Origin of the sequence: Candidatus Poriferisodalis sp. (assembly GCF_965237655.1) — a bacterium.
Taxonomy (GTDB): Bacteria; Actinomycetota; Acidimicrobiia; order Acidimicrobiales; family Poriferisodalaceae; genus Poriferisodalis.
This window is the reverse complement of record NZ_CBDEGB010000001.1, coordinates 911,112-932,811: the sequence shown is the minus strand read 5'-3', so window position 1 is coordinate 932,811 and position 21,700 is coordinate 911,112. Positions and strand designations below refer to the sequence as shown.

The window sequence follows — 21,700 nt, the reverse complement described above, 5'->3', positions numbered from 1 at the left end:
GGTCCCCTGCAGCCCGGCTGTCACGAGTCGCTGCTTCAGGCCGGTGGCTGCATCGACCTCACGGCCGTGTGCGGGCATCTCGCCGTGATCAGTCGCCGACGTAGCGGGCTCGAAAGCGGAAGCGAAGCGGCCCCTCGTCGTATTCCTCCAGAGCGTGAGTGACCCAGCCGACCGTGCGCGCAATAGCGAAGACGGCCTCACCCGCCTCGGTCTGCATGTCTGCCAGATACGTCAGAGCACCGAGCGCGAAGTCCACGGTGGCGATGCCGTCAGTGCGGTCGGTCGCGAGGTCGTACACCTCCAGCACCGTTTGGAGACGCTCGTCCGTGGGCCAGGCGCTCGTGACGGCTTCCAGCAGTGCTCCGCATCGAGCATCGCGTCGCTTGAGCGTGACGTGACCGAACCCTGGGGTGCTTCTCAGCGTTCGCTGCGCATCACCCAGTGCACGGGCCGCATCACCGCTGCGTGCGGCTTCGGCGAAGAGACGGTGGACCGGAGCGCTTGCGGCGCCGTGCAGGCGCCCGCCGAGCACGCCGAGGCCAGCAGTGATGACCGAGTACGGATCGGCGCGCACAGAGGCCGCGACGCGAGCCCCGAGCGTGGAACTCGCCATGCCGTGCTCAAGCAGCAGCACCAGAGCGCGACTCAATGCAAACCGGCGCCGCTGGCCCGCCTGTCGCCGCGCCAAGCGACACCACAACGCGTCGGCAACGCCATCACCCTGAAGCGAACAGCGACGCGGAAGCGACATCACCATCATCCGCACCGCTCGACGGCCAGCCGTGCGCACGGCTGCCGGCGAGAGATCATCGCGCAGGGGGTCCGCGGCAGAAGCCAGCGCTACTCCGATGCGAAGCCGATCCATGGGGGGCGTATGCCTCGAGAGTCGGGATTGGACGTCGTCGAGAAGTTCGTCTGCATCGACGACGGACGGCCACGTCTCATCTGCGCCTGCCTGCCACACCCGATCCGCGGCCTGTTCAAACGTCGACAACGAGGCTTCGGCCACCAGGTCGCGACCACGCACGTACAGGCCTTCGTCAGTCGGCCGCGAGATTCGTGTCGACACGAGCGTGGCGAATTCTCCGTCTGATCGGTGCCGCTGGCGCAGGCGATCAATCTCTCCGGGGTCGAAGCGCGACCTCCGGCCGTCGGCGTCGAGCGCCCTGTGCAGCAGGCCCCGGCTCACATAGGCGTAGAGCGTCTCGCGTTTGATGCCGAGGCGGGCGGCTGCTTGCTCAGTTGTCAGCCAATCATCCATGTCCGTGGCTTCTTCTCAGCCAGCGCTCCACCGCGCCGTTGGTGTGGAGCAAAGCAATATTGACATTGATCAATATTGTCAATATATCCAGGCATGCATAGCCTCCCCGCCATGAGTGCAGAATTCGTTCCCGCAGGCGCTGTCGCCCCGCCTGGGTTGAAGGGCTTGATCGTCGCCAATACGGCGATCGGCACGGTCCGAGGCGATGAGGGCTGGTACCACTACCGAGGCCACGACGCCACCGACCTCGCACGCTCGGTGTCATTCGAGGCAATTGCCCGCTTGCTGATGGACGGGGTGCTGCCCGAGTCCGGCGGAGGGACTGCTTTCGCAGCTGAGCTTGCGACCTACCGGGCGCTGGCTTCCGAGGCTCGCGACCTGACCGTCAGGCTGTCGCACACGGATCTGGATCCGCTGGCCGTCCTGGCCAGCGTGCTACCGCTGGTTGTCGATCCGCGACCGACGATCGACATGACCCATGCAGAGCGACGCCGAGCCGTACTGCGGGCAATCGGAGTTGCGCCGACGGTCCTCGGCACCGTCAACAGGATTCGGTCAGGTGGCGAGCCAGTCAGTTCCGATGACACCCACTCGTATGCAGCGCACTACCTGAGATCAGCGCTGGGTGAGACTCCGCGAGCAGTCCACGCGAAGGCGGTCGAGACCTATCTGAACCTCACTGCCGAGCACGGCTTCAACGCCTCGGCGTTCACCGCCCGGGTCATCACCAGCACCGGTGCCTCCGTCGCAGGCGCAATCGCCGGCGCTCTGGGAGCGCTGTCGGGCCCGCTCCATGGTGGCGCCCCGAGCCGCGTCCTCGACATGCTCGACGCCATCGGCGACCCCGCGAACGCTCGGGCATGGGCCTCGGCCGAGCTCAACGCCCGTCGCAAACTCATGGGATTCGGGCATGCCGTCTATCGGGCCGCAGACCCCCGCTCGCAGACACTGAAGCAAGTCGCGTTGGAGCTCGGCGGCGAACTCGTCGAGCGGGCAATCGCCATCGAGTCAGAAGTCCTGACATTGCTCGCTGAGCACCGGCCCAGTGCCGTCATCGTCACCGACGTGGAGTACTACGCCGCCGTCGTTCTGCATCTCGCCGGGCTCCCCCAGGACGCCTTCACGCCGACCTTCACCGCAAGCCGAATCGTCGGCTGGGGCGCTCACATTCTTGAACAGGCCAATGACAACAAGATCATCCGGCCGAGCGCGAGGTACGTCGCGGCGGGTGGCGAGGCCACGGCGCGCAGCCGGCGGGCCCGAAATTCACCGGCTCCCACGGTTGTCACGCCATAGATTGCGTCTCAGCCTCGCCGCCGGGCTGAAACGGCGCGCCTGCCTCACCGCACCGCCTGCGAGACCGCTCCCTTGTCGAGCCTTGCCGACTCGCCCGCAGTGGTCCAAGGGCGCCCATCGGGGAGGCCGCCCGCCTGCGCGCCTGCACATGCTTACACTTGAGGAGAAGCCCGTGGCCATCGAAGAGATCGAACGGAACGCACTGGTGAACAAGCTCATCACCACACTCGGCGAAGATCCTGCCGCCACCCTCATGAAGACCGTCTGGCCCCACGGCACCGACAACCTCGCCACCAAAGACGACCTGTGTAAATTCGCCACCAAAGACGACCTGCGCAAGTTCGCCACCAAGAACGACCTGCGCAAGTTCGCCACCAAAGACGACCTGCGCGCTGTCGAGGAACGGCTACGCGCCTACGTCGACAGCGCCATCGCTAGGCAGACCCGCACGATCATGCTGGCCATGGCAGGGTTCATGACGGCCCTGTTGGCGCCGCTGTACGCAGGGCTGCTCGCCTAGATCTTCCTATCGGGACTTCTTGAGGAAACAGGTCCCTCAGGCGGAGCTGGTGCTGCAACAGGGGTTGCGAGACCTGAGAGACTGAACGCCGTGGCCCACAACGTTCTCGGCGGTGAGCTGCAGCCCTGCTCATACGACCCGCTCACCGGTTGGTTCCGGGATGGCTGCTGCAACACAGACTCCGGCGACCACGGAGTCCACACTGTGTGCGCCGTGATGAGCGCTGAGTTCCTTGAGTTCTCCAAGGCGGCAGGCAACGACCTGTCTACGCCGCAGCCGGCCGCAGGCTTCAACGGACTGGTCCCCGGCGACCACTGGTGCCTGTGCGCGTCCCGTTGGACGGAGGCACTCACCGCGGGAGCCGCACCCCAGGTCGTGCTGGAGGCGACCCATGCGCGCACCCTGGAGTGGGCAGACCTCAGCGACCTCCGGGCCCACCGCTTCAGCAGCGACCCAGTCTGATCCGCGCCCCGCAAGCATCTTTCGCGCCAGTCCGACCGCAGACCCCGGCGCAGCGAGCCACAATTGATTCCGCACTGTATTTCGCACCGTATGCAGCACTACATTTTGCACACACTCTCGCCCTCGTGCGGTTGGTGCGATTGGGTAAAGCCCCAGGTCAGGGTCTTGCGCTGTCATCTCGTGGAACGTGCGAACCTAGCCGTCGGGACGAACCTCGATCGGTGCGGGCGGCACCCGCACAGCGTTGAGCAGGGCGCGTTCGCCTAGCGGCTGAGACAGCTCGACCGTCACCCGTGTGAACGGGTTTCCCTGGCAGGTGACCGCGCCAGTGGTGATCGGCACGACAGCAAACGCCACGAGCACGCTGTCCTCGGTCTCGATGACCTGCGGTCCTTGAAGGGCGTCGCCCATCTCGCGGCCACTCGCGCAGTCGATCTCTCTCACCTGCAGGTGAATGCTCGTGTCGGCGGGCTGTGGCAGCGAGCCGGGATCGAGGTGGACCTCGACATGGGCGAGACCCGGCGGGAGCGCTACGCGTGCTTTGCACGGGCGGTTGCTCGTGCCGAAGCCTGACAGCACCCACCTCTCGCCAGCCAAGCGAAACGATGCACGCCCGACGATGACGTCGCCGTCGATGATGGCGAACGTGGCGCGGTCGTCGTCGATGCGCATGACTGACCAGTCGCCCATGAGCAGTGGTTCGGGGCCCGGAGATCGGAGCTCATCACGCAACGCCTCCACAGCGGGATGATCGACCTCGTCGACCGAGAGCGGGTTGACCAGCAGGGAGTAGCGCACCGATCCGATGCCGCGGCAAACCACCAGCGGGTCGTCGGCACTGACCAGCGGGACGATGTCCAACGGCCCGCTGGGCGGCTCGGGCCTGTAGGAGACATCGACGCACACCGGCTCTGCGGACACAAGTTCAGCGAGCCGGTCCAGCGTGGCGTCGGGCGGGTCGATGAAGCCGACTTCGACCCGGTTCCGTGTCGTCCGGATGCCGAAATGGCTCATTCCTTCGAGTTCTTCTGCGTTGGCTTGGATCTCGGCCCGGACCACCTCGAGCTCAGCAGTGGAATAGTCGGCCCGGACGACATCGAATCTCGCGCTGTCTGGCAGCAGGGCCGCTAGTGCCTCGCGGTGGGACTCAAGACCGTCCGTGAACGCTGCCACGAGCGCCCCGCCGTGCGCCCGATCGATCCACAGATCGGCGAACGTCTCACGGTGCTGTCCGCCGTAGTCCCGGATGGTGCGAGTCAGCTCGTCATCGGGATTCTGGGTGCCGCTCAGATTGCCTTCGACGGTGCTCTCCAGCTCGGGAATGTCATCGCACGCCACGAATGCGCTGAGCGGCGAGGCCGCTGTTGACGTCGTTGGCGACGGTTCGCTGGATGGCGACGGTGCGGCCGTCACGGGAGCAACCAGTGCAGTTGGGGTTGTCGAGTCCTCGGCAGTGTCCATCCCGGCAGTCGAGACTTGGTCCACCCGGTCGGCCGAACCGCACGCTGCGGCAGCGAGGACTGCAACAGCACCCAAGACCCAAGTGCGGGTCCGCAACGGGAATCGCGCCGCCATGTCGCAGGCGTACTACACCGTTCGACACACAGCCAGGCGCGCCGCCTGATTGACGCAACGTTGTCGTCAATTTGACGCCGTATTGCCCAGGTCGGACTCCTGCAACCTACGCAGGTCGCCCAGCTCACCGGTCCATGCCGTGTCGGCACGTGCGCCAGCGAGCAGCTCTTTGACGTCAAGTCATTGGCCGCCGAGGTGGCTCGCATAGCGTGGATGCGTGGTCGCATGGTTGCTGGCGGCCGCTGTGGCGCTTTCCCACGGGCTGCTGGCCGTCTTCATCGTGTTCGGCGCACCGCTGGCTGCGCGCAGTCCCCGGGTGATGCGCTGGTACCTCGTCGCGCTGGCGCCTATCGCGGCGGTGAACTTGCCCGGGCTGCCGTGCCCGCTGACGGTCTGGGAGAAAGATCTCTGGCGCCTCGCGGGTCACACGCCCTACCGGGGCGGCTTCATCTCCCAGTACTTCGTCGAACCGTTCTACGCACCCGGCCTCGACGCTCGTGGCGAGACTGTTCTGCTGGTCGCTGTGACGGTGTGGTGCGGGGGGTGGCTGCTGTACACCGCTGTGCCACGCCTGCGTCTGCGCGCTGCACGCTGAGAGGGGCGGCGTCGCCTGAATCTGAAGCGGTGCGTCAACCGTACGTGGCGATGGAGACGCCGGTGAGGCCATCGAACCCCGTCGGGTCGGCGGTCACGACCGTGCGGTTAGTCGCGCGTGCAGTGGCGGCGATGATGAGGTCGTGGGCGCCGCGCGCCTGACCAGCTCGGTGCGTGTCTGCCAGCAGCGCTGTCATGCGCGATCGTCGACCTCAAGCAGCCTGCGTAGGTCCGCGAGCTCATCGGCCCATGCCGGGTCCGGACGTGTGGCGGAAAGCAGCTCTTTGACCTCACGACCTTCGCCGAGGCCGAGAGGCTCGATGCGGGCGATCGCCTTGCCGCGCCGGACGACGGTGAATTGCTGGCCACGGTGCTCGACGGCATCGAGGACGGACGCAAAGCCTCGTGCGGCTTCGGTTGCGCTGATCTCCGTCATGAAATCAGATTATCTGATCGATGTTGCGATCTCGATCGATTTTCGGGCCAGCAATTGAGCGGCATCTTTCACCCAGAGTTTCTTGCGCGCAACGCCATTATTCGAGAGACACGCGGCGGGCCGCTCGCTAGGTTGCGGCCCTTATGCCCGAGCCAGCTGCCCAGTCGCCCGATGGTGACATTTTTCTGATCACTGGCATCCCGGCGTCGGGCAAGTCGACGATCGCCGAGGCACTCGCCCAGCGGACGTCTCGATCGGTTCATTTGCGAGGTGACATCTTCCGCCGCTACGAGCTCAGCGCGCATGCAGCTCGGGCGTACGCCGCGGCCGGCTTCACGGTCTTCTACCAAGACGTGATTCTCGGCGACTTCTTGGGCGAGATGGTCGAGCTGCTTCGTCCCGCTCGGCTTCATGTCGTCGTCCTGGTTCCGTCTATCGACGAGGTGGAACGCCGGGAACGAGGACGGATCAAGGTGGCCAACCGCGCCGCCGCGCGGATTCGGGTGCGGTGACGGTGACCGTCACATGACCGCTCCGCAGTCGAGGCGGTCGGAAAGGAGTTGAGCCGCGTCGCGGGCGTCCCGGACCGCGCCGACATGCATGACAGGACCGGTGTCGCCGAATACCGAGGTGATGAACTCCTTCAGCGTCTCGATCTCATCGACGGTGGCGGGGCGGGTGTCGCCGACGCGACAGGTGAGGAGGTTGTGGTCCTCGACGAGGCACTGGTCCCCGGTTTCCTCGAACTGTTCGAGCAGCCCGACGAGGACGAGCGTGTCCTCGTCATGGAGGTGCTTGGTAACCGACCCAGCCGGGTTCTCGACGAACATCTGAATCCTCATGTGAGCGCGCTCCAAACGCAAAGGTGCCTCTCAGGGAATCTTCGAACCGCTGGGATGGGACCTGCTCCACCGAATCCGCTCGACAGAACCAACCAACACACGAGTGCCGACGAGCTTCGAACCTACCCTTGGAGGAGTGCCGATCCTGAAGTGGTCCGATCCGCTGCCGGGGAAGCCGAAGCGAGTCTTGGTGGCGGGTGCGACAGGCGTCGGCAAGTCGACGCTTGCACGGCAGGTAGGGGCCCACCTGGCGCTGCCCTATGTGGAGATTGACACCCTTTGCCACGGTCCGGAGTGGCAACCGAGACCGACGTTTCGCGACGACGTCATCGCTCTGGCTGCTGAGGATCAGTGGGTCACGGAGTAGCAGTACCCCGTCGCCCGCCCTCTGCTGGCCGAGCGTGCCGATCTTCTGATCTTTCTCGACTTGCCGCGATGGGTGGTGACCTCGCGGATCGTGCGGCGAACACTGCGGCGGGCGCTGCACCGAACCGAACTCTGGAATGGAAGTCGTGAGGCACCCCTCCGGACGATCCTGAACGATCCCGACCACATCGTCCGCTGGGCGATGCGAACTCAACCCGAACACGCACCGCGTATCCCGGCATCGGCCGAGCAGCGTCCCGAACTCCCAATCGTGTGGCTGTCCTCGCGGCGTGAGCTCAGAGCGTGGACCGGCTCGCTGACTGCGCGGTCACCCGGCTCGGTCGACCCCTCGTAGAGCCGGGGCGTGCGCGTAACGGTGTCCCGCTCAGGGCAACACCTGCTTGATGAGCGCTTGGATCCTTGTCTCCCGGCGTGTGGCTTCGACGTCAGAGAGATTCTGCGCTCGGCCGATCTCATCTATCGCGTCACCGCCTCGCGCGAACTGTGTCGTGAGGACCTGTCTGACAGATTCCTCGTTGGGACCGAAGTCGATATCGCGTATGCCGGCAGCGGCGCAGACCTCAAGTGCGCGCCAGACGTCGACAGCATCGCTGTCTGCGCGCCGTACCGTACGGGCCATGATCTTGAGGGTCAGAACGTCGACGACGGCATAGTTGTTGCTGACAGCGGTCGGCAGGCAGTCGATGCGCACTTCAAGTCGAGTTGTTCTAACGGGCTAGTAGCCATTCACGAATTCCCTCTGCGGCTTCGTGTCGGTCGGTCCCGCCGAGTCGCTGGAGATCCAAGATCACCTGCGTCGGATGGGCAAGAGTCGGATCGCCGTCATGGCGGATACGTAGTACCGAGGCATCTGCCGGCACGATCAACTCGACGTTCGCGTCTTCGGGGCCTTGAGCGGGAGTCATCTCAAAGTGGGCAGCCAATCGATGATCGCTCGTGTACACCGTCGTGTGCGTAGGTACGCGCCACGGGACCAGGCGGTCAGCGGCGACGTCACCCGAGATGACGGCGTCAGCCTGCAGGGACTCTGCAGCGGCCACGATTCGGTCGCATGTCTGCTGAGGAGGATCAAGCGAGTAGAACCAGCTAGTGAACCCGCGCGCTCCCGCATAGTCCCTCAGTAGGGCATCGAGCAGCGCCGGCCGGTCCGCGGCCCATGTTGATCGCCCCTGGCGTTCGACGAGTCCGGCAGCCAACAGCGCCGACAACACCTGTGACACCCGAGGCTGGCTGACGCCAGCTCGTTCGGCGAACTCGGTTTCCCCCTCCACAACGCCCTCGGAAATGAGTGAACGGATGATCGACCACGATCCGGATCCTGTCGGCAAGCCGCGACGCGGTTTCCTCACAGAACGGCTCGGTATGCGCCGACTGATGCGGATTCCGCGTGCACGGACATCAGCGTTGCCGTGGGTGTCGGCCCACGACCACTGCGCTTCGGTGAGCGCCCGTCCGGTGGACTCGGTAATGAGCGGTGCCACGAGCAGAGGGACACCCTCGGCTGCGAGACGATCTCGCTGGGGCTCCAATCGCCGGGTCTCACCGGGATACGGAGCGCGGCTCTTCACCTCGACAGCGAATCGAACCCGCATGTCGTCAACCTCGGCGTCGAGCACGGCATCTGCATGGGCAGTTGTATGCGCGTCTGAACTCAGAGTCCCGGCGATGCCAACGCTGTCGAATAGCTGCATTACCTCCATAAGCATGTGAATATTATAAGTGACGTGCTTATTTCTGCCAATTGCTTATTCGACGACACACTTCTCAAGTCGAACGCCGCTGTCGGAGCGTGTCAAGCCGATATCTGCCGCCACTTCGTCATCAACGACTGGGGCGGAATTGCGCTTCTGCGCTAGCGGCGGTCGCTGACTGGGCAATGAGAGTGCAGAGCTGCTCGGCGGCCTGGCGCTGACTGTCGAGCGTTTCGAGGATCCCTTCCCGTCCCAGTCGATGAATGCCGTCGCCTGTCCGTCCCGAAAGACGGTGTGGCGCGGGGCTATGTCCCCGTGGCACACGACCTGACCCGAGGCGACTGCCTGAGGGCCTTCGGGGAAGCCTGTCTCGGGAGCAAATCCTGCGATGCTGTCGTGATACGACCGCAGCAGTTCCCCGACCGACGCCAACTCGCTGAGTCCCAGTCGCCAGCACTCGGCATCGGTCAGCACCCACCCCTCGATCCAGCTGAGCACGATCGAGCCATCGGGCTCGGCACCGAGGAATCGGGGGGCACCATCGAAACCGGATTGCTCGAGGTGCACGAGCAGTTGCAGATTGCCTAGCGGCTCAGCGTTCGCCTGCGGTCGCCTGTGTGCTGTGAGGCTGTACGGACGGCGGTCGCATCCGGTTTGACGGACGGGCTCATGTCGGTCTCAGAAGCCCGGGATGAAGAAAGTGTCTCGGTGGTACTCGAATTCCGCTCTTGCCTTGGCAGCCTTCGAGCCACGTCGCTCAGCACTGCCGCTGAAGCCCCTCGCACGGCCCCGTTCGAACCATCGGATCCGGGAGTGCTTGGACATGCTGGCTGCTGAGCCGACCGATCGAGCACACAGCATCTGGCGGCGCTTGATCCGGTGACGACGAGCCGCCGCCCCGCCGATGACATCCCTCGGGGCCATGCGATCCAGACTATGGCGTCTGGGCAATGTGGTCGACAACGGAAGGATGACTTGAGCCTCCGGAACGAACACGGCGACGAGAGCACGACCGACACACCAGGAGGACGGCACGCCACACTTGATCTCGCACCTCATTCCGAACTGGACTCAGCAGTACATTCCGCACACACCCCGCCCTCGTGGGGCTTGCGCGAAATAGGAAACCGCTAGGTCAGCGGCCTACACCAGATTTGGCTAGGAACGGATTTTCGCCAATCTTGGAACGGATTTTGCGGCCAGTCGTGCAGACCGGAGGCCGCTGAAGCGGCATTTTCTCAGGTCAGGGCGCTGCTGGAAGGGGAAACGGAGCCAGGAAAAGATGGGGCAGAGGAGCACTGAACCAGGCTCTTACCTCACCATTTCTTCGCCCACCTTTCCCACGTGTACACACCCTCGATGGCGATCCGGCAATTCTCGTGATCAAGCGTCGACTTGCCTCCGCTGCCGAGCCAGTGGGTATCCAGGTGATCCTGAAGGTCGTTGACTAGGTTGACTGCAGCTGGCCTTGGTCCCAGGACACCACGACTCTTAGCGAAACGACAATCGAACAGACTTGGGTTCTACCGCGGCTGCTCGCGACGCCGAATCCGCTACGGCCCGAACCCAAGTAGGGCTGTGCCCTTGGCTGCCCAGTCCCGTGAAGATCCGGCGCCGTAGTCAGCCCCACAGGCTGGAAAACGCGTTCAACGATTCCGCAATGTCGCCGTCCGTTGGTGGTGCCTATGGATCCGTGAGTCATGGTGACGACCGGTGCATCAGGGACGGTTGAGGCGACTGTAGTGGTATCGGTAGTGTCGGTGGTATCGGTGCTGTCGCGCATCTTGTAGCTTGACTGCCGACATCTGTAGCGGCGGGTCGCGGCGCGGTGCGTCGGGCAATTTGGCGGGTGCTCCGGGCGCTTCTTCTGTCGGCACAGATGCGGCTGTTCCCGATCAGCGATCAAGTATCCCCACTGGCCTTCCGGCTGTCCATGACGTAGCTGTCGTTCATCAGGAGACAGCGATGAACCGACCTGCTCACCATCCCGAAACGGCTGCTCTGTTGGCCAGCCGCAGCGCCGGCGACGGACTGGCGCCTGGACTCGAGCCATCCACAGCGTTCGGGGCCGCGGACGCGGCGGATGCCGCTCGCAGAGCCGTACGCCCCCGTGTCACCGATTTCTACGGGAGGTACGGCAATCCCACGGTGCAGGCATTCGCCGACGCCGTGGCCGAACTGGAGGGTGCCGAGGCAGCCATCTGCAGCTCCAGCGGAATGGGCGCCATCTCGACGGTGGTGCTCGGGATGTGCTCGCAAGGAAGCCATGTGGTCACCCAGCGTCAACTGTTCTCTGGCACGTTGCAGCTCTTCGCCCGGGTATGTCCGCGATTCGGGATCGACGTCACTTTTGTGGATGTGGACCAAACCGAGGCGTGGCTGGCCGCCGTCGAGCCGGGCCGCACAACGTTGGTCTTCGTCGAGACGCCCAGCAACCCGACGCTTGCCCTGGCCGATCTCGATGCGTTGGGTGCCATGGCCGGCCCGATCACCGTGGTCGACTCCACGATGGCCACGCCGCTCATCCAGCGTCCTTTGGACTACGGAGTGGACCTCGTGGTCCACTCAGCCACCAAAGCACTGTCGGGCCACAACGACGCCACTCTCGGGGTGATTGCCGGCGAGAAGACGCTGGTCAACGAACTGTGGGGCTATGGGGTGGTGCAGGGCAGCTCGGCGTCGGCGTTCGACAGCTGGAATGCGCTGCGCGGCCTCAAGACACTCGGGGTCCGCATGGAGCGCCAGTGTGCGAATGCCCTGGCAGTTGCCGGCATTCTCAGCGCCCACAGCGCCGTCGCCGAGGTGTTCTACCCCGGACTCGACCGGCATCCTCAGCGCGAACTCGCGGCCAGACAGATGGCATCGGGCGGAGGCTGCGTCACCTTCGAGCTCGTAGGAGGCTACGAGGCAGCCTGCACATTTGTGGATGCGCTGCATCTGGCCTACTTGGCGCCTTCGCTGGGTGGTCCCGAGACGCTCGTCAACCATCCTGCGTCGATGACGCATGCCCAGCTTGCACCCGATGAGCGTGCAGCAATCGGCATCGGCGAGGGGATGATCAGGATGTCGATGGGACTCGAGCATCCCGACGACGTGACAGCCGACATCTGCTCGGCACTGCAGGCTGCACACACCTGTTCGTGATCGCCACCCTGTGAAGTCTCGGACCGGCATAGTGCTGGCCGGACACACCGCAGCTAATTCCTGACCAAGTTGATCATATTTGTCGGTAATATGGCTGCCGCCTATGTCAACACCCGTATCAACACCTGCCACGTCCCTTGCCGACCGGCACTCGTACCCCGTGTACCTCGACCTTCGCGGCCGTCGGGTGCTGGTGGTCGGCGCAGGCGTCGTGGCCGCACGCAAGATCGAGCGCTTGGTGCCCACCGGTGCGGCAGTCACCGTCGTGGCGCCGACTGCGGTCCCCGCAATCGCCGAGCGAGATGACGTGCGATGGCACCGCCGGCCCTACCAGCAGGGCGAAGTCGCGGGCTACCGGCTGGCGTTCACCTGCACGGGCGAACTCGAGGTGGACGCGCAGGTGTTCGCAGACGGCGAAGCGAGCGGCGTCTGGGTCAACTCGGCCGACGACATCGACAATTGCTCGTTCATCCTGCCGGCTGTAGCGCGACGAGGCACGCTGTCTGTCTCGGTCTGCACGCAAGGCGTCACTCCGGCGCTGGCGTCGTGGCTGCGCAGCCGCTTCGGGCGCGAACTCGACGACGGCGCAGAGGAACTCGTTCGGCTCTTGAGTGCTGCACGGGCTGAACTGCGCGCGGCCACGGGGTCGTCGGAGCATCCGGGCTGGCAGGAAGCCCTCGACGACGGCCTCCTCGACGCCGTCAGGGCTGGCCGGGGCGCGTGGGCACGGCGGCGGCTGCGCGCCGCCCTCGGCCTTGACGCAGCCGACGACGACGCGGACACCGCCGACGACACAGAGCAGACGCAAGCGGTGACGCTTCGATGACGGTGTATCTAGTCGGCGCAGGACCCGGCGACCCGGACTTGCTGACGATGCGGGCAGCGCGACTGCTGGAACGGGCCGATGTGGTGATCCATGACCGGCTCGTCGGATCGGGTGTGCTCGATCTCATTCCGTCGGGAACACCGCTGGTCGATGTCGGCAAGCGACCGGGCGATCCGCGTCGCGCCCAGGCCGACCTCAACGCCCTGCTGCTCCACTACGCGGCTCTCTACGAGGTCGTTGTCCGGCTCAAGGGCGGCGACCCTTATGTGTTCGGCCGAGGCGGCGAGGAGGCCTTCGCGTTGCTCGACGCCGGTCATCACGTGGAAGTAGTGCCCGGCCTGTCGAGCGCTATTGCTGCTCCCGCGGCCGCCGGCATCCCGCTGACCCATCGAGGCCGATCGCATGGCTTCACCGTTGTGACGGCTGCCAGCGCCCACGACGTGGCGGGCGTGGACTGGCTTGGGATCGCCCGGCTCGATCACACGCTGGTGGTGCTCATGGGGGTGCGCTTGGCGCCTCACATCGCCACGGCGCTGATCGCAGGCGGCCGGTCGCCCGATGAGCCGGTCGCGGTGATCGGCTCAGCCACAACCGCATGTCAACAGGTGGAGCGCACCACCCTTGCCCGGCTCGCACAGGTCCGGGTTCCCGCCCCGGCAATCATCGTGATCGGCGATGTCGCGGGTTTTGAAGGGTTGCCGGTGTGGCAAGGCGACCATCTCACCAACCACCACGGCACCGCTCACGACAGCACCACCCACCACAACAGCACCCACAACGGCACCACCCACCACAGCACCACTCACCACGGCGCCCTCGGAGGCACAGCATGACAATCATCGACCGACCAGCTGCTCGCCAGCGGCCCATACCTCGCGACACGGAGCTCGCCGAGCCGTTCCTGGGCGACATCGTCAAATGGGAGTCGATCACCCAGCAGTACTTCGACGGTCACATCGACCCCGACGTGTACAAGACGTATCGACTGACCAACGGCGTCTACGGCCAGCGCCAAGGCGGACGCAACCAGATGGTGCGCATCAAAGTGCCGTACGGGTCGATTCAGCCCGAGCAGCTCGAGATGATCGGCTACCTCGCCGAGCACTACAGCCGGGGCTGGGCGCACATCACCACACGTCAGAACTTGCAGATGCACTACGTGCAACTCGACCAGATCGGCGAAGTGCTGCGGCTGCTGGCGAGTGTGGGCGTCACGACGCGGGAGGCATGCGGAGATACGGTGCGCAACATCGCGGGCTGCCATCTGGCCGGTGCGTGCCCGTATGAGATTCTGGACATCTCGCCGTGGGCCGAGGCCGCATACGAGCACTTCGTGCGGAATCCCATCGCCCAGCGGCTTCCCCGGAAGTTCAAGATCAACTTCTCGGGCTGCGACACCGATTGCGGCCAGGCCATGTTCAACGATGTCGGTGTTGTAGCGACCGTCGACATGAACGAAGGGGGCAAGCCGCAAGCCGGCTTTCGGGTGTATGTGGCTGGAGGCCTTGGGGCCAACCCCCATGCCGCGCTGGCATTGGAGGACTTCACTCCACGCGAAGACCTGCTGCCGACGATCGAAGCGATTCTGCGGGTCTTCGACCAAGCGGGCAACCGCGACAACAGGCTCCGCGCCCGCATGAAGTGGCTCGTGGACACGCTAGGGATCGACGAGGTCCGGCGTCGAGTGCTCAGCATCCGCCGAACGCTGATTGCGTCGACGAGCTGGCCCGGCGGGCTTCCCGATGCCGTGATGGCAGACGGCGACGAGCCTGCGGGGCGGGCATCGGACGGTGTCAGCTTCGTGGGCCATGGCGCTGCATCGGTCCCTGTGACCATTGCTGCCCGCCGCCCGGTCGACGGGGTGAGCGAATACGCCGACTGGGAGCGGGCCAACGTGGTGCGCGGCACCACCAACGGCACCGTCTCTGCCTACGCACATGCCCCCCTCGGCGACATCACCACGGCACAGTTCCGCGCCCTCGCAGACGTCCAGCGCTCCCTGGGGGCAAGCGTGCGGCTGACGAATCGTCAGAACCTCGTCTTCCGAGACCTGCAAGAGCATCAACTGGGAGACCTCTACCGCCGGCTCGCTGAGATCGGCATGGCCTCCGCCGGCGCCGAGCTGCTGCGCGATGTGGTGGCATGCCCGGGTGCCGACACGTGCAATCTGGCGGTGACCCAGTCGAGAGGGCTGGCAGAAGCGATCACCGATGCACTCGAAGAAGCCGGGCTGGCCGAAGTACCAGGGCTTCGCATCAACATCTCGGGCTGCATGAACAGCTGCGGTCAGCATCATGTCGCGGACATCGGCTTCTTCGGCATCGAGCGGCGCGTCGAGGCCAAGTCGGCACCCGGGTACCAGTTGCTGCTCGGTGGTCATGTCGGCCAAGAGCAGATCAAGTTCGGGTCCCGGGCGCTGCGACTGCCCGCCAAGAATGCGCCGCATGCGGTCGTGCGAATCGTCGAGCGCTATGTGGGGGAGCGGGATGCAGGCGAGACGTTTGCAACCTGGCTCGAGCGAGCGGGCGGCGCATCAGCGGTGGCGCGCAGCCTGCGAGACCTCGATCGCTTCGACACCGAGGAGCACTTCGCCGACTACAACGAGACGGGTCCCTTCGCGGTTGCCGTCGGCGAGTCCGAGTGTCTCTGAGCGAGTGATGCCGGCGCGGTGTTCAGAACAGCTCAGAAGAGCGTGGTGTCGGGATGGGCGGACGCTCGGGCGTAGGTTGCCAGTGCTGAGCTTGTGTTCCGGCGCGATCGACGCGCTGATGAGGCCTCCGAGTCCGAGCGACTTCGACTGACCGACCCTCCACAATTCGGGGGGAAACCCAACACTGGTCTTGTCCGAGACGACCTAGGCATCCGCCATGTCCCGAAGCTCGTCGAGGGACGCACCGAAGATGGCTACGCCATCGCGGGCGATTTCTTCCCACACTTGCCCGCCGTCCGACAGCTTTCCGACGGCAGTGGTCAGCCCGATCTCGATGACCTCGATGTCGTTCCCCGTGATTGCTCTGGCGTTCTCGCGCCATCGGTCAATCCCTTCGGTCCATGCGTCATCGTCGGGGTCCACCTCGTCGGGGCGCACGATGACGACATCGATGTCGCTTGTCCGGTCAGCTTCGCGGCGGGCGAACGACCCGAAAACGATCAAGCTCGCAGGCGACTGCGGCAGATCCCCTGCAGCGGTGCCGATTCGCCTGAGCACATTGTCTCGCAATCGAGCCAGCTCGACGACGATTCGAGCGGCCTCGTTCTCGCGATTGAGGCGGAACAACGACGACGACGGCACCTCTCGTCGTTCCGCACGACCCGAAAACGATCAAGCTCGCAGGCGACTGCGGCAGATCCCTTGCGCCCCTGCAGCGGTGCCGATTCGCCTGAGCACATGGGGTGTCGGAGGCTCGCAATCGAGCGGAGCGAGCTCGACGACGATTCGAGCGGCCTCGTTCTCGCGATTGAGGCGGAACAACGACGACGCGGTGATCGGGACACCTCTCGTCGTCGATCCACAGCAGCAAGCCGAGCCAGATATGGCTAAGCCCCACCTCATCGAGGTACCCCCCGACCCGCAGAATCCGCGACGTCGCCGGGCTGTACGAACGCCCGACGCTTGTGATCCAGCGCTCACGCACCGCGCCGAGCCATGCCCGACGCCAGCGGTGCGCCAGGTTGCAGCCCTCACGCGGATCATCACCTCCATGACAGCCCGGCACCGCAGCGAGGAGTTCTCCGCGAGCACCGCAAGCACTCGTCCTTGCGCGCCCTGGGATCACGGCATTGACCGGATGCACGAAATCCATGCTGGCACCCTAGCCATATAGCGAGCATAAATATAACAATCGTTGCATATTTGATCTATGCCGGAACATCAAATACCGCCTCGCCATCGCTGCGGCGGCCGGCGCGCACCCTTCAACAACGTCCGGAGCGTTACGTCTCGTCGTCTGAATCTGTTCGTCGCAGCCAGAGATCGAGCGTTGCTGTGGTCCACGTCGGCACGCCGGTGCCCAGGAAGTCGTTGTCGTTGGTCCACACCCCGGCGCCGAGCGACAACGCGCACGCCACGACTGGCCAATCATCTGGGTCGCGCACCGAACGAGCCCGCGCCTCGTCTTCTCGTGCCATGCAGATCGGCTCGGCAACGACCTCGACGTTTCCCATGACCGCTTCCAAGCAGGCCGTTACGAGGTCATGCTGGGTCGCCGGCGAGAGGCCGTGCTGCTGGGAGAATTGCTCTATCCGGACAGGAAGCATCCACTGGGTCTCCTGCCACATTTGCTCGGGCAGGAACAGGTTCAGGCGAGTGTCGCGCAGGCGCTCCCGTCCGGCCTTCCACAAGAGTTCGCCGACGAGAACGCTGGTGTCAACGACGAGCCTCATCAGGCTCGCGTGCCCACGGCGTGGCGGTATAGACGACACCCTCGGACGGGTTGCGGCTCACTCGAGCAGACTGCAGCTGGATTCTCCAGTCGCGATCACCGTCGGTGTCCGCGATCTCAGACACCAATTCGTCCTCGGTCCGACCGGTCTCTTCGAGCACTTCGGTGACGAGAACGTCCAGCCGCTCAAGCGCTTGTGCCCCGGCACGCCGGTCCTTGGCAACAATCGGCACGAAAAAACCGACCGGCCGGCCGTGCTTCTCGATGACGAGCGTCTCGCCGGAGCCGATCAGCTTCGTCGCATGGTCACGGAACTCCCGCACCCCTACTGACCTCATCTGATCTGCCTCCCGCACTGGTTCGCTGTTTTGTGACCACAAGCGTAGCCACAACGGCACGTGCGTGGCAATGTGCCAACGTGAACGTCGATGCGATGAGAAGAGGCCGACAGCGCTGTCATGGCACTTGATGAGCCCGTGAGCTCGCCTGCCCGGGTCTGAATTTTGCGCTCTTGCCAATGGTTCGGCCCCCGGCGGCTGCCAAGCCTGCCGCCTCAGATCCGGTGCCGAGTGCGGAGCTGGCCAATCGCTTGAGCCGTCCCGGCGCATCGCGCTCGGACTCGGATTCAGCCTTCTCGTCTCCGACATCCACGAGAGCGCTCTACTTCCTTGGGCTGATGGATGCAATCTCGTCGGCACGCTGTTCAGACGAGCCGACCCGAGTCAGGCTGGGTCTGAAACTGAATCGGTACCGTCAGCAGACCCCTGCCCGCGGTGTACGCGGTCGGGTTGTGGCCTGATCTCTTCCATCAGCGCCAGCAAGTCAATGACGTCGTGCGTGACGATGGTGCCGCGGAACTCTCCGTCCGGTCCGTCGACAACCGGTGTCACGTTGACAGCGTATTTCGCCATGCGTTCAAGCACATCGCTGATCGGCTCGTCGGGCCGAGCTTCCATTGGACATGGGCGCATCACCTTGTGCAGCGGCGTACTGGCCCGCGTTCTGCGGCGAACCCTCTTCAGACGGGCGGCAGAGACGATGCCCACGGCTTCGCCGTCGGACACCACGACATAGTCGGTGTGCCCGGGGACGGTCCAATTCTCAAGGAATTCTTCAATGGGCACTTCCGGGCCCGGGAACATGCGCGTTGCATCGAGCAAGCTGCTGGCCTGGACGCCAGCAAGGGCATAGCGGGCGAATGACGGCGGCATGGACAGCGGCGTCGCAGGTGCGCCGGTTGCCCGCGCATGCTCCACGGAGGCGGTGATGAGCGGCGGAATGAGCAGCATGTACCCGAACATCACGAGCACCAGCATCGAGAAGACATCCGCACCGATGACGCCGCGTTCCAGCATGACCAGCAGGAAGCCGACTTCGGCGACACCCTTCGCCATCAAGCCCGTGGCGAGCGTCAGCGGTGCATCGATGCGCACGAGATATGCGCCGATGAAAGCGCCGGCGAACTTGCCCGCCAGCGGGATGATGACCAGCGCGGCGATAGTGGACGCAGGCAGATCCAAGAACGACAGATCGAAGTACAGCCCGGCCGACGCAAAGAACAGTGGCACGAACAGACCTTCGGATGCGCTGCGCAGCCCGGGCATGATGTCGCCGCGCACCTGCTCAGGCAAGCCAGATAGGGCTGCGCCAAACAGCAGCGCTCCAATGGTGCCGTGCAGGCCCATGCGCTCGGCGCCGACCACCATCAGGAACAGCCCGCCCAGCAACAGGCCAAATGACAGCTGAGGGACGTTGAATATTCGCTGCAGCAACGCGATGGCGGTCGGCAGCACCCGGGTAGACAGCAGCCAGGCAACCAGGACGAAGCCCACGATCTGGGCGATCAACCCGACCGCCGCGGCGGCATCTGCCGTTTGGGCCTGTTCGCCAACCGTGAAGCCAACCACCAGCAGCGTCATGATTTCGGCGATGAGCACAACGGCGAAGATCCTGAGACCGATGCTCTCGCGCAGCTGCCCGCTGTCGGACAGCACTTTGGCCACTAGGCCCAGACTTGAGAGCGAAAGCACGCCCGCCAAGGCGAGCGCATCGGTGATCGGAAGGTTGAGCGAAAAGCTCAGGCCGAAGATGTCTGACGTGACCGACAGGGCAACCGTCGTGGATATCGCAACGGAGATGATCGCGGCGGCGAAGTAGCGGCCCCCAATGATCGACACGAAGCCCCGTACATCGATCTCGTCGAAGCCGATGTTGAAGAACAGCACGAAAATGCCCAGGCCCAAGAAGAGCTGCAACTCGTCGTTGGGCGTCACCCAATTGAGGACCGGCCCGAGCAAGATGCCGGTCAGCACGTATGCGATGATCGAATTCAGGCCAAGCCGTCCCAGCGCCCCTTCGAACAGCTTGGCCACCACAATGAGCAGTCCCAGCGGGACCAACAGCTCAGGCAGCATGTGTTGCCACAGTTGGCGCTACCGACCCTTGGGGGTGTTCCGAGTGGTCGGTGCCACGCACTCTCGTTCAACTCCCGTGCACTCGGGGTGCTGAACGTGACGCCCTTGCCGTTGTCGTCGGCGATCTCGTCGATTTGACGCTGGCACTAGGGATAGCGCCGTTGCAGAGGAGGCACCTGACAGTGCTTGCTTCGTAGCCGCCGATGCTGGGATCGTACCCGACGACCCAGTCTTGGGCCGTGGGGATCGTGACAGCCAACGCCTGGACGGCAGACACGTGGGTAGTGACCGGCATGTCGTCATGCTTTGTGGATCCGAGCATCACGCACCCTGGCATTGCCCCGCGATAATCCGGGATCTGCTGAAGAAGTAGACCCTCTGGCGTCTCAGGCCTGCCGTGTGTGCAACGTGACGCCGAGGGCCGCTGCGATGCGCTGAAGATCGCGCTCGTCGCTGGTGATCACGACGTCGCCCCGAGCGGAGGCCCCGACCACAACTGCGGCATCGACTACGTCATTGGCGCCGGCTGAGGCACATGCCGTGCCCGCAGAACGAGCCCGAGTCTCGTTGAGCGATTCGATCCGGCAGCCCGACAGCAGCCTCGACATCTGCGCCTGTGGACCGCCGCGCCACCCTTGGGCCAGCACACCAGCGGGAACCGTCGGGGTCATGCCATCTCCAAGTACACCCTGGTGCAACGCCCATACCTGCTGGTCGTTGCGTGCTGGTCGTTGCGTTCAGCGGCAATCAGCGCTCCGGTGTCGTACGTGATTCCACTCACGCTGGCGACTCAGGAACTCTTGACGGAGGCAATCACCTGCTCAGCCCATGTCAGTGCCTCAGGGCTGAGTTCACCGTGCTCCTGCTCCCATTCGCGCACAGCGGCGAGCCCTTGCTCGACACGCAACGCACGCTCCGCAGCCGCGTTCAGCCACGCCGACAGGCTGACCCCGTGCGTCGCCGCTGCGCTGGCCGCTCTCTCGGCGACCGATTCGTCCAATGCGACCGACAGCTTCCTCACAGCCACGAAAATTACGGTAGTCCCACGTTCCGGCCAAGCAGATTTCTGCCCGACGCTGGCTGCGCAGACCTAGGTGACTGGGCGGCGTCGTCTGAAGCGATCTCGGCAGCGAATTTCAGCCGTGCTCGTACGACCCGCTCAGGGTCCGGTTCCGTGATGATCTTCGTAGCCTCGCCGCCAGATGGCCGAGTTGGCACGGATCGTTGGTGTGGCATTGGTCGCAGGGCTGGTCTTGGGTTGCAGCGGCAGCGCTGCCGACCATCCCGAGGCGAAAGATCAGCCCCGCCACCGGGTCGTCAAGTGCATAGGCGTCATCGATGCGATCCCTGAGCTCGTTCCCGGCTACACGGCATACGGCGCCGACGGCGGGTTCGTCGCGCTGCCCTCGGGGGTGTTGCAGCTCGGGCGATCGGGGTCGGCGGTCTCGGGTCATGAGGACTATCGGTTCGCGAAGTTCGGGCTGCTCGTGCGTCGCTCCCGCCAGGCGTCGCTCGGGATCGTGGGAGCCCCGGACGGCGCATTCCTTGACTACGGGGAGATCAAATTGGGGTCTGCGAGTGCACTGACGGTCGGTCCCTGCGACACGCATGGTCCCCTATGCGAGGCCGACGCGGCCGGCAACGCCCCAGGCTGGCCGTGTGGGGCCGATCGCGGTGAGTGGCTCGTCTGGGCGGGCGGCATCTGGCTGAACGAGCCCGGCTGCGTCGAGGTGCTCGCCTCGTCCGATGACGAGGCGATCCACGTGTGGCTAGCGGTCGGTGCTTCCTGCGATGCGGAGGCCTAGCGGTCGGGGCGAACACACCGTGGAGCAGTGCACGGTCGCCCAAGCGCCCTGGCGCGTAAGTAAAG

At 64.9% G+C, this 21,700-nt stretch carries 26 protein-coding genes and 1 pseudogene; 11 read left to right on the top strand and 16 right to left on the bottom strand.

Translation table 11 applies throughout. The features are described from left to right. Positions 1 to 88: 88 nt before the first annotated feature. On the bottom strand, positions 89 to 1,261 hold the full coding sequence (locus ACPXYO_RS04570) for a citrate synthase (RefSeq protein WP_423917013.1): 1,173 nt from the start codon (positions 1,259 to 1,261) through the stop codon (positions 89 to 91). Between the two features lie 111 nt (positions 1,262 to 1,372). On the opposite strand from ACPXYO_RS04570, the gene ACPXYO_RS04565 reads away from it, so the two are divergent. The 3 genes from ACPXYO_RS04565 (at position 1,373) to ACPXYO_RS04555 (ending at position 3,539) form a co-directional block, all read left to right on the top strand. After that, a complete protein-coding gene (locus ACPXYO_RS04565) occupies positions 1,373 to 2,557 on the top strand; it encodes a citrate/2-methylcitrate synthase (protein WP_423917012.1) in 1,185 nt (394 codons plus the stop codon). Positions 2,558 to 2,729: 172 nt separating this feature from the next. Continuing rightward, positions 2,730 to 3,077 (top strand): hypothetical protein, encoded by a 348-nt coding sequence (locus ACPXYO_RS04560; RefSeq protein ID WP_423917010.1) that lies wholly within the window; start codon positions 2,730 to 2,732, stop codon positions 3,075 to 3,077. A 90-nt stretch (positions 3,078 to 3,167) separates the two neighbouring features. Then, a complete protein-coding gene (locus ACPXYO_RS04555) occupies positions 3,168 to 3,539 on the top strand; it encodes a DUF2237 family protein (protein WP_423917008.1) in 372 nt (123 codons plus the stop codon). Between the two features lie 195 nt (positions 3,540 to 3,734). Here ACPXYO_RS04555 and ACPXYO_RS04550 read toward each other — a convergent pair whose 3' ends face one another. Beyond that, the gene (locus ACPXYO_RS04550) at positions 3,735 to 5,114 is read right to left on the bottom strand and encodes a hypothetical protein (RefSeq protein WP_423917006.1); all 1,380 of its coding nucleotides are present in this window, start codon (positions 5,112 to 5,114) and stop codon (positions 3,735 to 3,737) included. 217 nt (positions 5,115 to 5,331) lie between these two features. On the opposite strand from ACPXYO_RS04550, the gene ACPXYO_RS04545 reads away from it, so the two are divergent. Continuing rightward, positions 5,332 to 5,709, top strand: coding sequence for a DUF2784 domain-containing protein (locus ACPXYO_RS04545; protein WP_423917004.1), 378 nt, complete (start codon positions 5,332 to 5,334; stop codon positions 5,707 to 5,709). 34 nt (positions 5,710 to 5,743) lie between these two features. On the opposite strand, the gene ACPXYO_RS04540 is transcribed toward ACPXYO_RS04545, so the two are convergent. Next, positions 5,744 to 5,905 carry a type II toxin-antitoxin system VapC family toxin gene (locus ACPXYO_RS04540; protein WP_423917003.1) on the bottom strand — a complete coding sequence of 54 codons (162 nt, stop codon included), beginning with the start codon at positions 5,903 to 5,905 and terminating at the stop codon, positions 5,744 to 5,746. Further along, positions 5,902 to 6,144, bottom strand: coding sequence for a type II toxin-antitoxin system Phd/YefM family antitoxin (locus tag ACPXYO_RS04535; protein WP_423917001.1), 243 nt, complete (start codon positions 6,142 to 6,144; stop codon positions 5,902 to 5,904). The genes ACPXYO_RS04540 and ACPXYO_RS04535 overlap by 4 nt, the downstream gene beginning before the upstream one ends. Positions 6,145 to 6,287: 143 nt before the next feature. Here ACPXYO_RS04535 and ACPXYO_RS04530 point away from each other — a divergent pair, with 143 nt between their 5' ends. Next, positions 6,288 to 6,656: an AAA family ATPase gene (locus tag ACPXYO_RS04530; protein WP_423917000.1), complete on the top strand. Its 369-nt coding sequence runs from the start codon at positions 6,288 to 6,290 to the stop codon at positions 6,654 to 6,656. A gap of 9 nt (positions 6,657 to 6,665) precedes the next feature. Here ACPXYO_RS04530 and ACPXYO_RS04525 read toward each other — a convergent pair whose 3' ends face one another. Beyond that, complete coding sequence (locus ACPXYO_RS04525; protein ID WP_423916998.1) at positions 6,666 to 6,986, bottom strand: hypothetical protein; 321 nt, start codon at positions 6,984 to 6,986, stop codon at positions 6,666 to 6,668. 136 nt (positions 6,987 to 7,122) lie between these two features. Between ACPXYO_RS04525 and ACPXYO_RS04520 the strand changes: the two genes are divergently transcribed. Beyond that, entirely contained in the window at positions 7,123 to 7,353 is a 231-nt protein-coding gene (locus tag ACPXYO_RS04520; protein ID WP_423916996.1) for a hypothetical protein, read from the top strand. 384 nt (positions 7,354 to 7,737) lie between these two features. Here ACPXYO_RS04520 and ACPXYO_RS04515 read toward each other — a convergent pair whose 3' ends face one another. The 5 genes and pseudogenes from ACPXYO_RS04515 to ACPXYO_RS04495 all read right to left on the bottom strand — a co-directional run. Next, positions 7,738 to 8,064, bottom strand: coding sequence for a hypothetical protein (locus ACPXYO_RS04515; RefSeq protein ID WP_423916994.1), 327 nt, complete (start codon positions 8,062 to 8,064; stop codon positions 7,738 to 7,740). Between the two features lie 16 nt (positions 8,065 to 8,080). Further along, positions 8,081 to 9,079: a hypothetical protein gene (locus ACPXYO_RS04510; protein WP_423916992.1), complete on the bottom strand. Its 999-nt coding sequence runs from the start codon at positions 9,077 to 9,079 to the stop codon at positions 8,081 to 8,083. Between the two features lie 39 nt (positions 9,080 to 9,118). Continuing rightward, positions 9,119 to 9,631, bottom strand: coding sequence for a phosphotransferase (locus ACPXYO_RS04505; RefSeq protein ID WP_423916990.1), 513 nt, complete (start codon positions 9,629 to 9,631; stop codon positions 9,119 to 9,121). A gap of 111 nt (positions 9,632 to 9,742) precedes the next feature. Continuing rightward, positions 9,743 to 9,988 (bottom strand): hypothetical protein, encoded by a 246-nt coding sequence (locus ACPXYO_RS04500; RefSeq protein ID WP_423916988.1) that lies wholly within the window; start codon positions 9,986 to 9,988, stop codon positions 9,743 to 9,745. Positions 9,989 to 10,617: 629 nt separating this feature from the next. After that, a pseudogene (locus ACPXYO_RS04495) lies at positions 10,618 to 10,686 on the bottom strand (hypothetical protein); the annotation flags it as partial. A gap of 343 nt (positions 10,687 to 11,029) precedes the next feature. Between ACPXYO_RS04495 and ACPXYO_RS04490 the strand changes: the two are divergent. The 4 genes from ACPXYO_RS04490 to ACPXYO_RS04475 all read left to right on the top strand — a co-directional run bounded on the left by ACPXYO_RS04490 (position 11,030) and on the right by ACPXYO_RS04475 (position 15,684). Next, the gene (locus ACPXYO_RS04490) at positions 11,030 to 12,208 is read left to right on the top strand and encodes a trans-sulfuration enzyme family protein (protein ID WP_423916987.1); all 1,179 of its coding nucleotides are present in this window, start codon (positions 11,030 to 11,032) and stop codon (positions 12,206 to 12,208) included. A gap of 103 nt (positions 12,209 to 12,311) precedes the next feature. After that, complete coding sequence (locus tag ACPXYO_RS04485; protein WP_423916985.1) at positions 12,312 to 13,034, top strand: precorrin-2 dehydrogenase/sirohydrochlorin ferrochelatase family protein; 723 nt, start codon at positions 12,312 to 12,314, stop codon at positions 13,032 to 13,034. Next, positions 13,031 to 13,867 carry a uroporphyrinogen-III C-methyltransferase gene (cobA, locus tag ACPXYO_RS04480; protein WP_423916984.1) on the top strand — a complete coding sequence of 279 codons (837 nt, stop codon included), beginning with the start codon at positions 13,031 to 13,033 and terminating at the stop codon, positions 13,865 to 13,867. The genes ACPXYO_RS04485 and cobA overlap by 4 nt, the downstream gene beginning before the upstream one ends. After that, the gene (locus tag ACPXYO_RS04475) at positions 13,864 to 15,684 is read left to right on the top strand and encodes a nitrite/sulfite reductase (RefSeq protein WP_423916982.1); all 1,821 of its coding nucleotides are present in this window, start codon (positions 13,864 to 13,866) and stop codon (positions 15,682 to 15,684) included. The genes cobA and ACPXYO_RS04475 overlap by 4 nt, the downstream gene beginning before the upstream one ends. 204 nt (positions 15,685 to 15,888) lie before the next feature. Here ACPXYO_RS04475 and ACPXYO_RS04470 read toward each other — a convergent pair whose 3' ends face one another. The 6 genes from ACPXYO_RS04470 to ACPXYO_RS04445 form a co-directional block, all read right to left on the bottom strand. Further along, positions 15,889 to 16,326, bottom strand: a complete 438-nt coding sequence (locus ACPXYO_RS04470) for a nucleotidyltransferase domain-containing protein (RefSeq protein WP_423916980.1) — start codon at positions 16,324 to 16,326, stop codon at positions 15,889 to 15,891. Positions 16,327 to 16,967: 641 nt separating this feature from the next. Continuing rightward, positions 16,968 to 17,417, bottom strand: a complete 450-nt coding sequence (locus ACPXYO_RS04465; protein ID WP_423916978.1) for a PIN domain-containing protein — start codon at positions 17,415 to 17,417, stop codon at positions 16,968 to 16,970. Further along, positions 17,401 to 17,754: a type II toxin-antitoxin system Phd/YefM family antitoxin gene (locus tag ACPXYO_RS04460; RefSeq protein ID WP_423916976.1), complete on the bottom strand. Its 354-nt coding sequence runs from the start codon at positions 17,752 to 17,754 to the stop codon at positions 17,401 to 17,403. The genes ACPXYO_RS04465 and ACPXYO_RS04460 overlap by 17 nt, the downstream gene beginning before the upstream one ends. 384 nt (positions 17,755 to 18,138) lie before the next feature. Then, a complete protein-coding gene (locus tag ACPXYO_RS04455; protein ID WP_423916974.1) occupies positions 18,139 to 19,830 on the bottom strand; it encodes a cation:proton antiporter in 1,692 nt (563 codons plus the stop codon). A 386-nt stretch (positions 19,831 to 20,216) separates the two neighbouring features. Continuing rightward, entirely contained in the window at positions 20,217 to 20,501 is a 285-nt protein-coding gene (locus tag ACPXYO_RS04450) for a hypothetical protein (protein ID WP_423916973.1), read from the bottom strand. Positions 20,502 to 20,620: 119 nt separating this feature from the next. Beyond that, positions 20,621 to 20,857, bottom strand: a complete 237-nt coding sequence (locus tag ACPXYO_RS04445) for a hypothetical protein (RefSeq protein WP_419922016.1) — start codon at positions 20,855 to 20,857, stop codon at positions 20,621 to 20,623. Positions 20,858 to 21,032: 175 nt separating this feature from the next. On the opposite strand from ACPXYO_RS04445, the gene ACPXYO_RS04440 reads away from it, so the two are divergent. After that, positions 21,033 to 21,635, top strand: a complete 603-nt coding sequence (locus tag ACPXYO_RS04440) for a hypothetical protein (protein ID WP_423916971.1) — start codon at positions 21,033 to 21,035, stop codon at positions 21,633 to 21,635. The last annotated feature ends 65 nt before the right edge of the window (positions 21,636 to 21,700 follow it).

Coding starts and splice junctions, on each gene's coding strand:
- ACPXYO_RS04525 (WP_423916998.1), bottom strand. CDS start 6,986: ATGAGGATTCAGATGTTCGTCGAGAACCCGGCTGGGTCGGTTACCAAG.
- cobA (WP_423916984.1), top strand. CDS start 13,031: ATGACGGTGTATCTAGTCGGCGCAGGACCCGGCGACCCGGACTTGCTG.
- ACPXYO_RS04565 (WP_423917012.1), top strand. CDS start 1,373: ATGAGTGCAGAATTCGTTCCCGCAGGCGCTGTCGCCCCGCCTGGGTTG.
- ACPXYO_RS04535 (WP_423917001.1), bottom strand. CDS start 6,144: ATGACGGAGATCAGCGCAACCGAAGCCGCACGAGGCTTTGCGTCCGTC.
- ACPXYO_RS04460 (WP_423916976.1), bottom strand. CDS start 17,754: ATGAGGTCAGTAGGGGTGCGGGAGTTCCGTGACCATGCGACGAAGCTG.
- ACPXYO_RS04475 (WP_423916982.1), top strand. CDS start 13,864: ATGACAATCATCGACCGACCAGCTGCTCGCCAGCGGCCCATACCTCGC.
- ACPXYO_RS04570 (WP_423917013.1), bottom strand. CDS start 1,261: ATGGATGATTGGCTGACAACTGAGCAAGCAGCCGCCCGCCTCGGCATC.
- ACPXYO_RS04450 (WP_423916973.1), bottom strand. CDS start 20,501: ATGACCCCGACGGTTCCCGCTGGTGTGCTGGCCCAAGGGTGGCGCGGC.
- ACPXYO_RS04455 (WP_423916974.1), bottom strand. CDS start 19,830: ATGCTGCCTGAGCTGTTGGTCCCGCTGGGACTGCTCATTGTGGTGGCC.
- ACPXYO_RS04500 (WP_423916988.1), bottom strand. CDS start 9,988: ATGGCCCCGAGGGATGTCATCGGCGGGGCGGCGGCTCGTCGTCACCGG.
- ACPXYO_RS04550 (WP_423917006.1), bottom strand. CDS start 5,114: ATGGCGGCGCGATTCCCGTTGCGGACCCGCACTTGGGTCTTGGGTGCT.
- ACPXYO_RS04485 (WP_423916985.1), top strand. CDS start 12,312: ATGTCAACACCCGTATCAACACCTGCCACGTCCCTTGCCGACCGGCAC.
- ACPXYO_RS04440 (WP_423916971.1), top strand. CDS start 21,033: ATGGCCGAGTTGGCACGGATCGTTGGTGTGGCATTGGTCGCAGGGCTG.
- ACPXYO_RS04490 (WP_423916987.1), top strand. CDS start 11,030: ATGAACCGACCTGCTCACCATCCCGAAACGGCTGCTCTGTTGGCCAGC.
- ACPXYO_RS04540 (WP_423917003.1), bottom strand. CDS start 5,905: ATGACAGCGCTGCTGGCAGACACGCACCGAGCTGGTCAGGCGCGCGGC.
- ACPXYO_RS04510 (WP_423916992.1), bottom strand. CDS start 9,079: ATGCTTATGGAGGTAATGCAGCTATTCGACAGCGTTGGCATCGCCGGG.
- ACPXYO_RS04530 (WP_423917000.1), top strand. CDS start 6,288: ATGCCCGAGCCAGCTGCCCAGTCGCCCGATGGTGACATTTTTCTGATC.
- ACPXYO_RS04465 (WP_423916978.1), bottom strand. CDS start 17,417: ATGAGGCTCGTCGTTGACACCAGCGTTCTCGTCGGCGAACTCTTGTGG.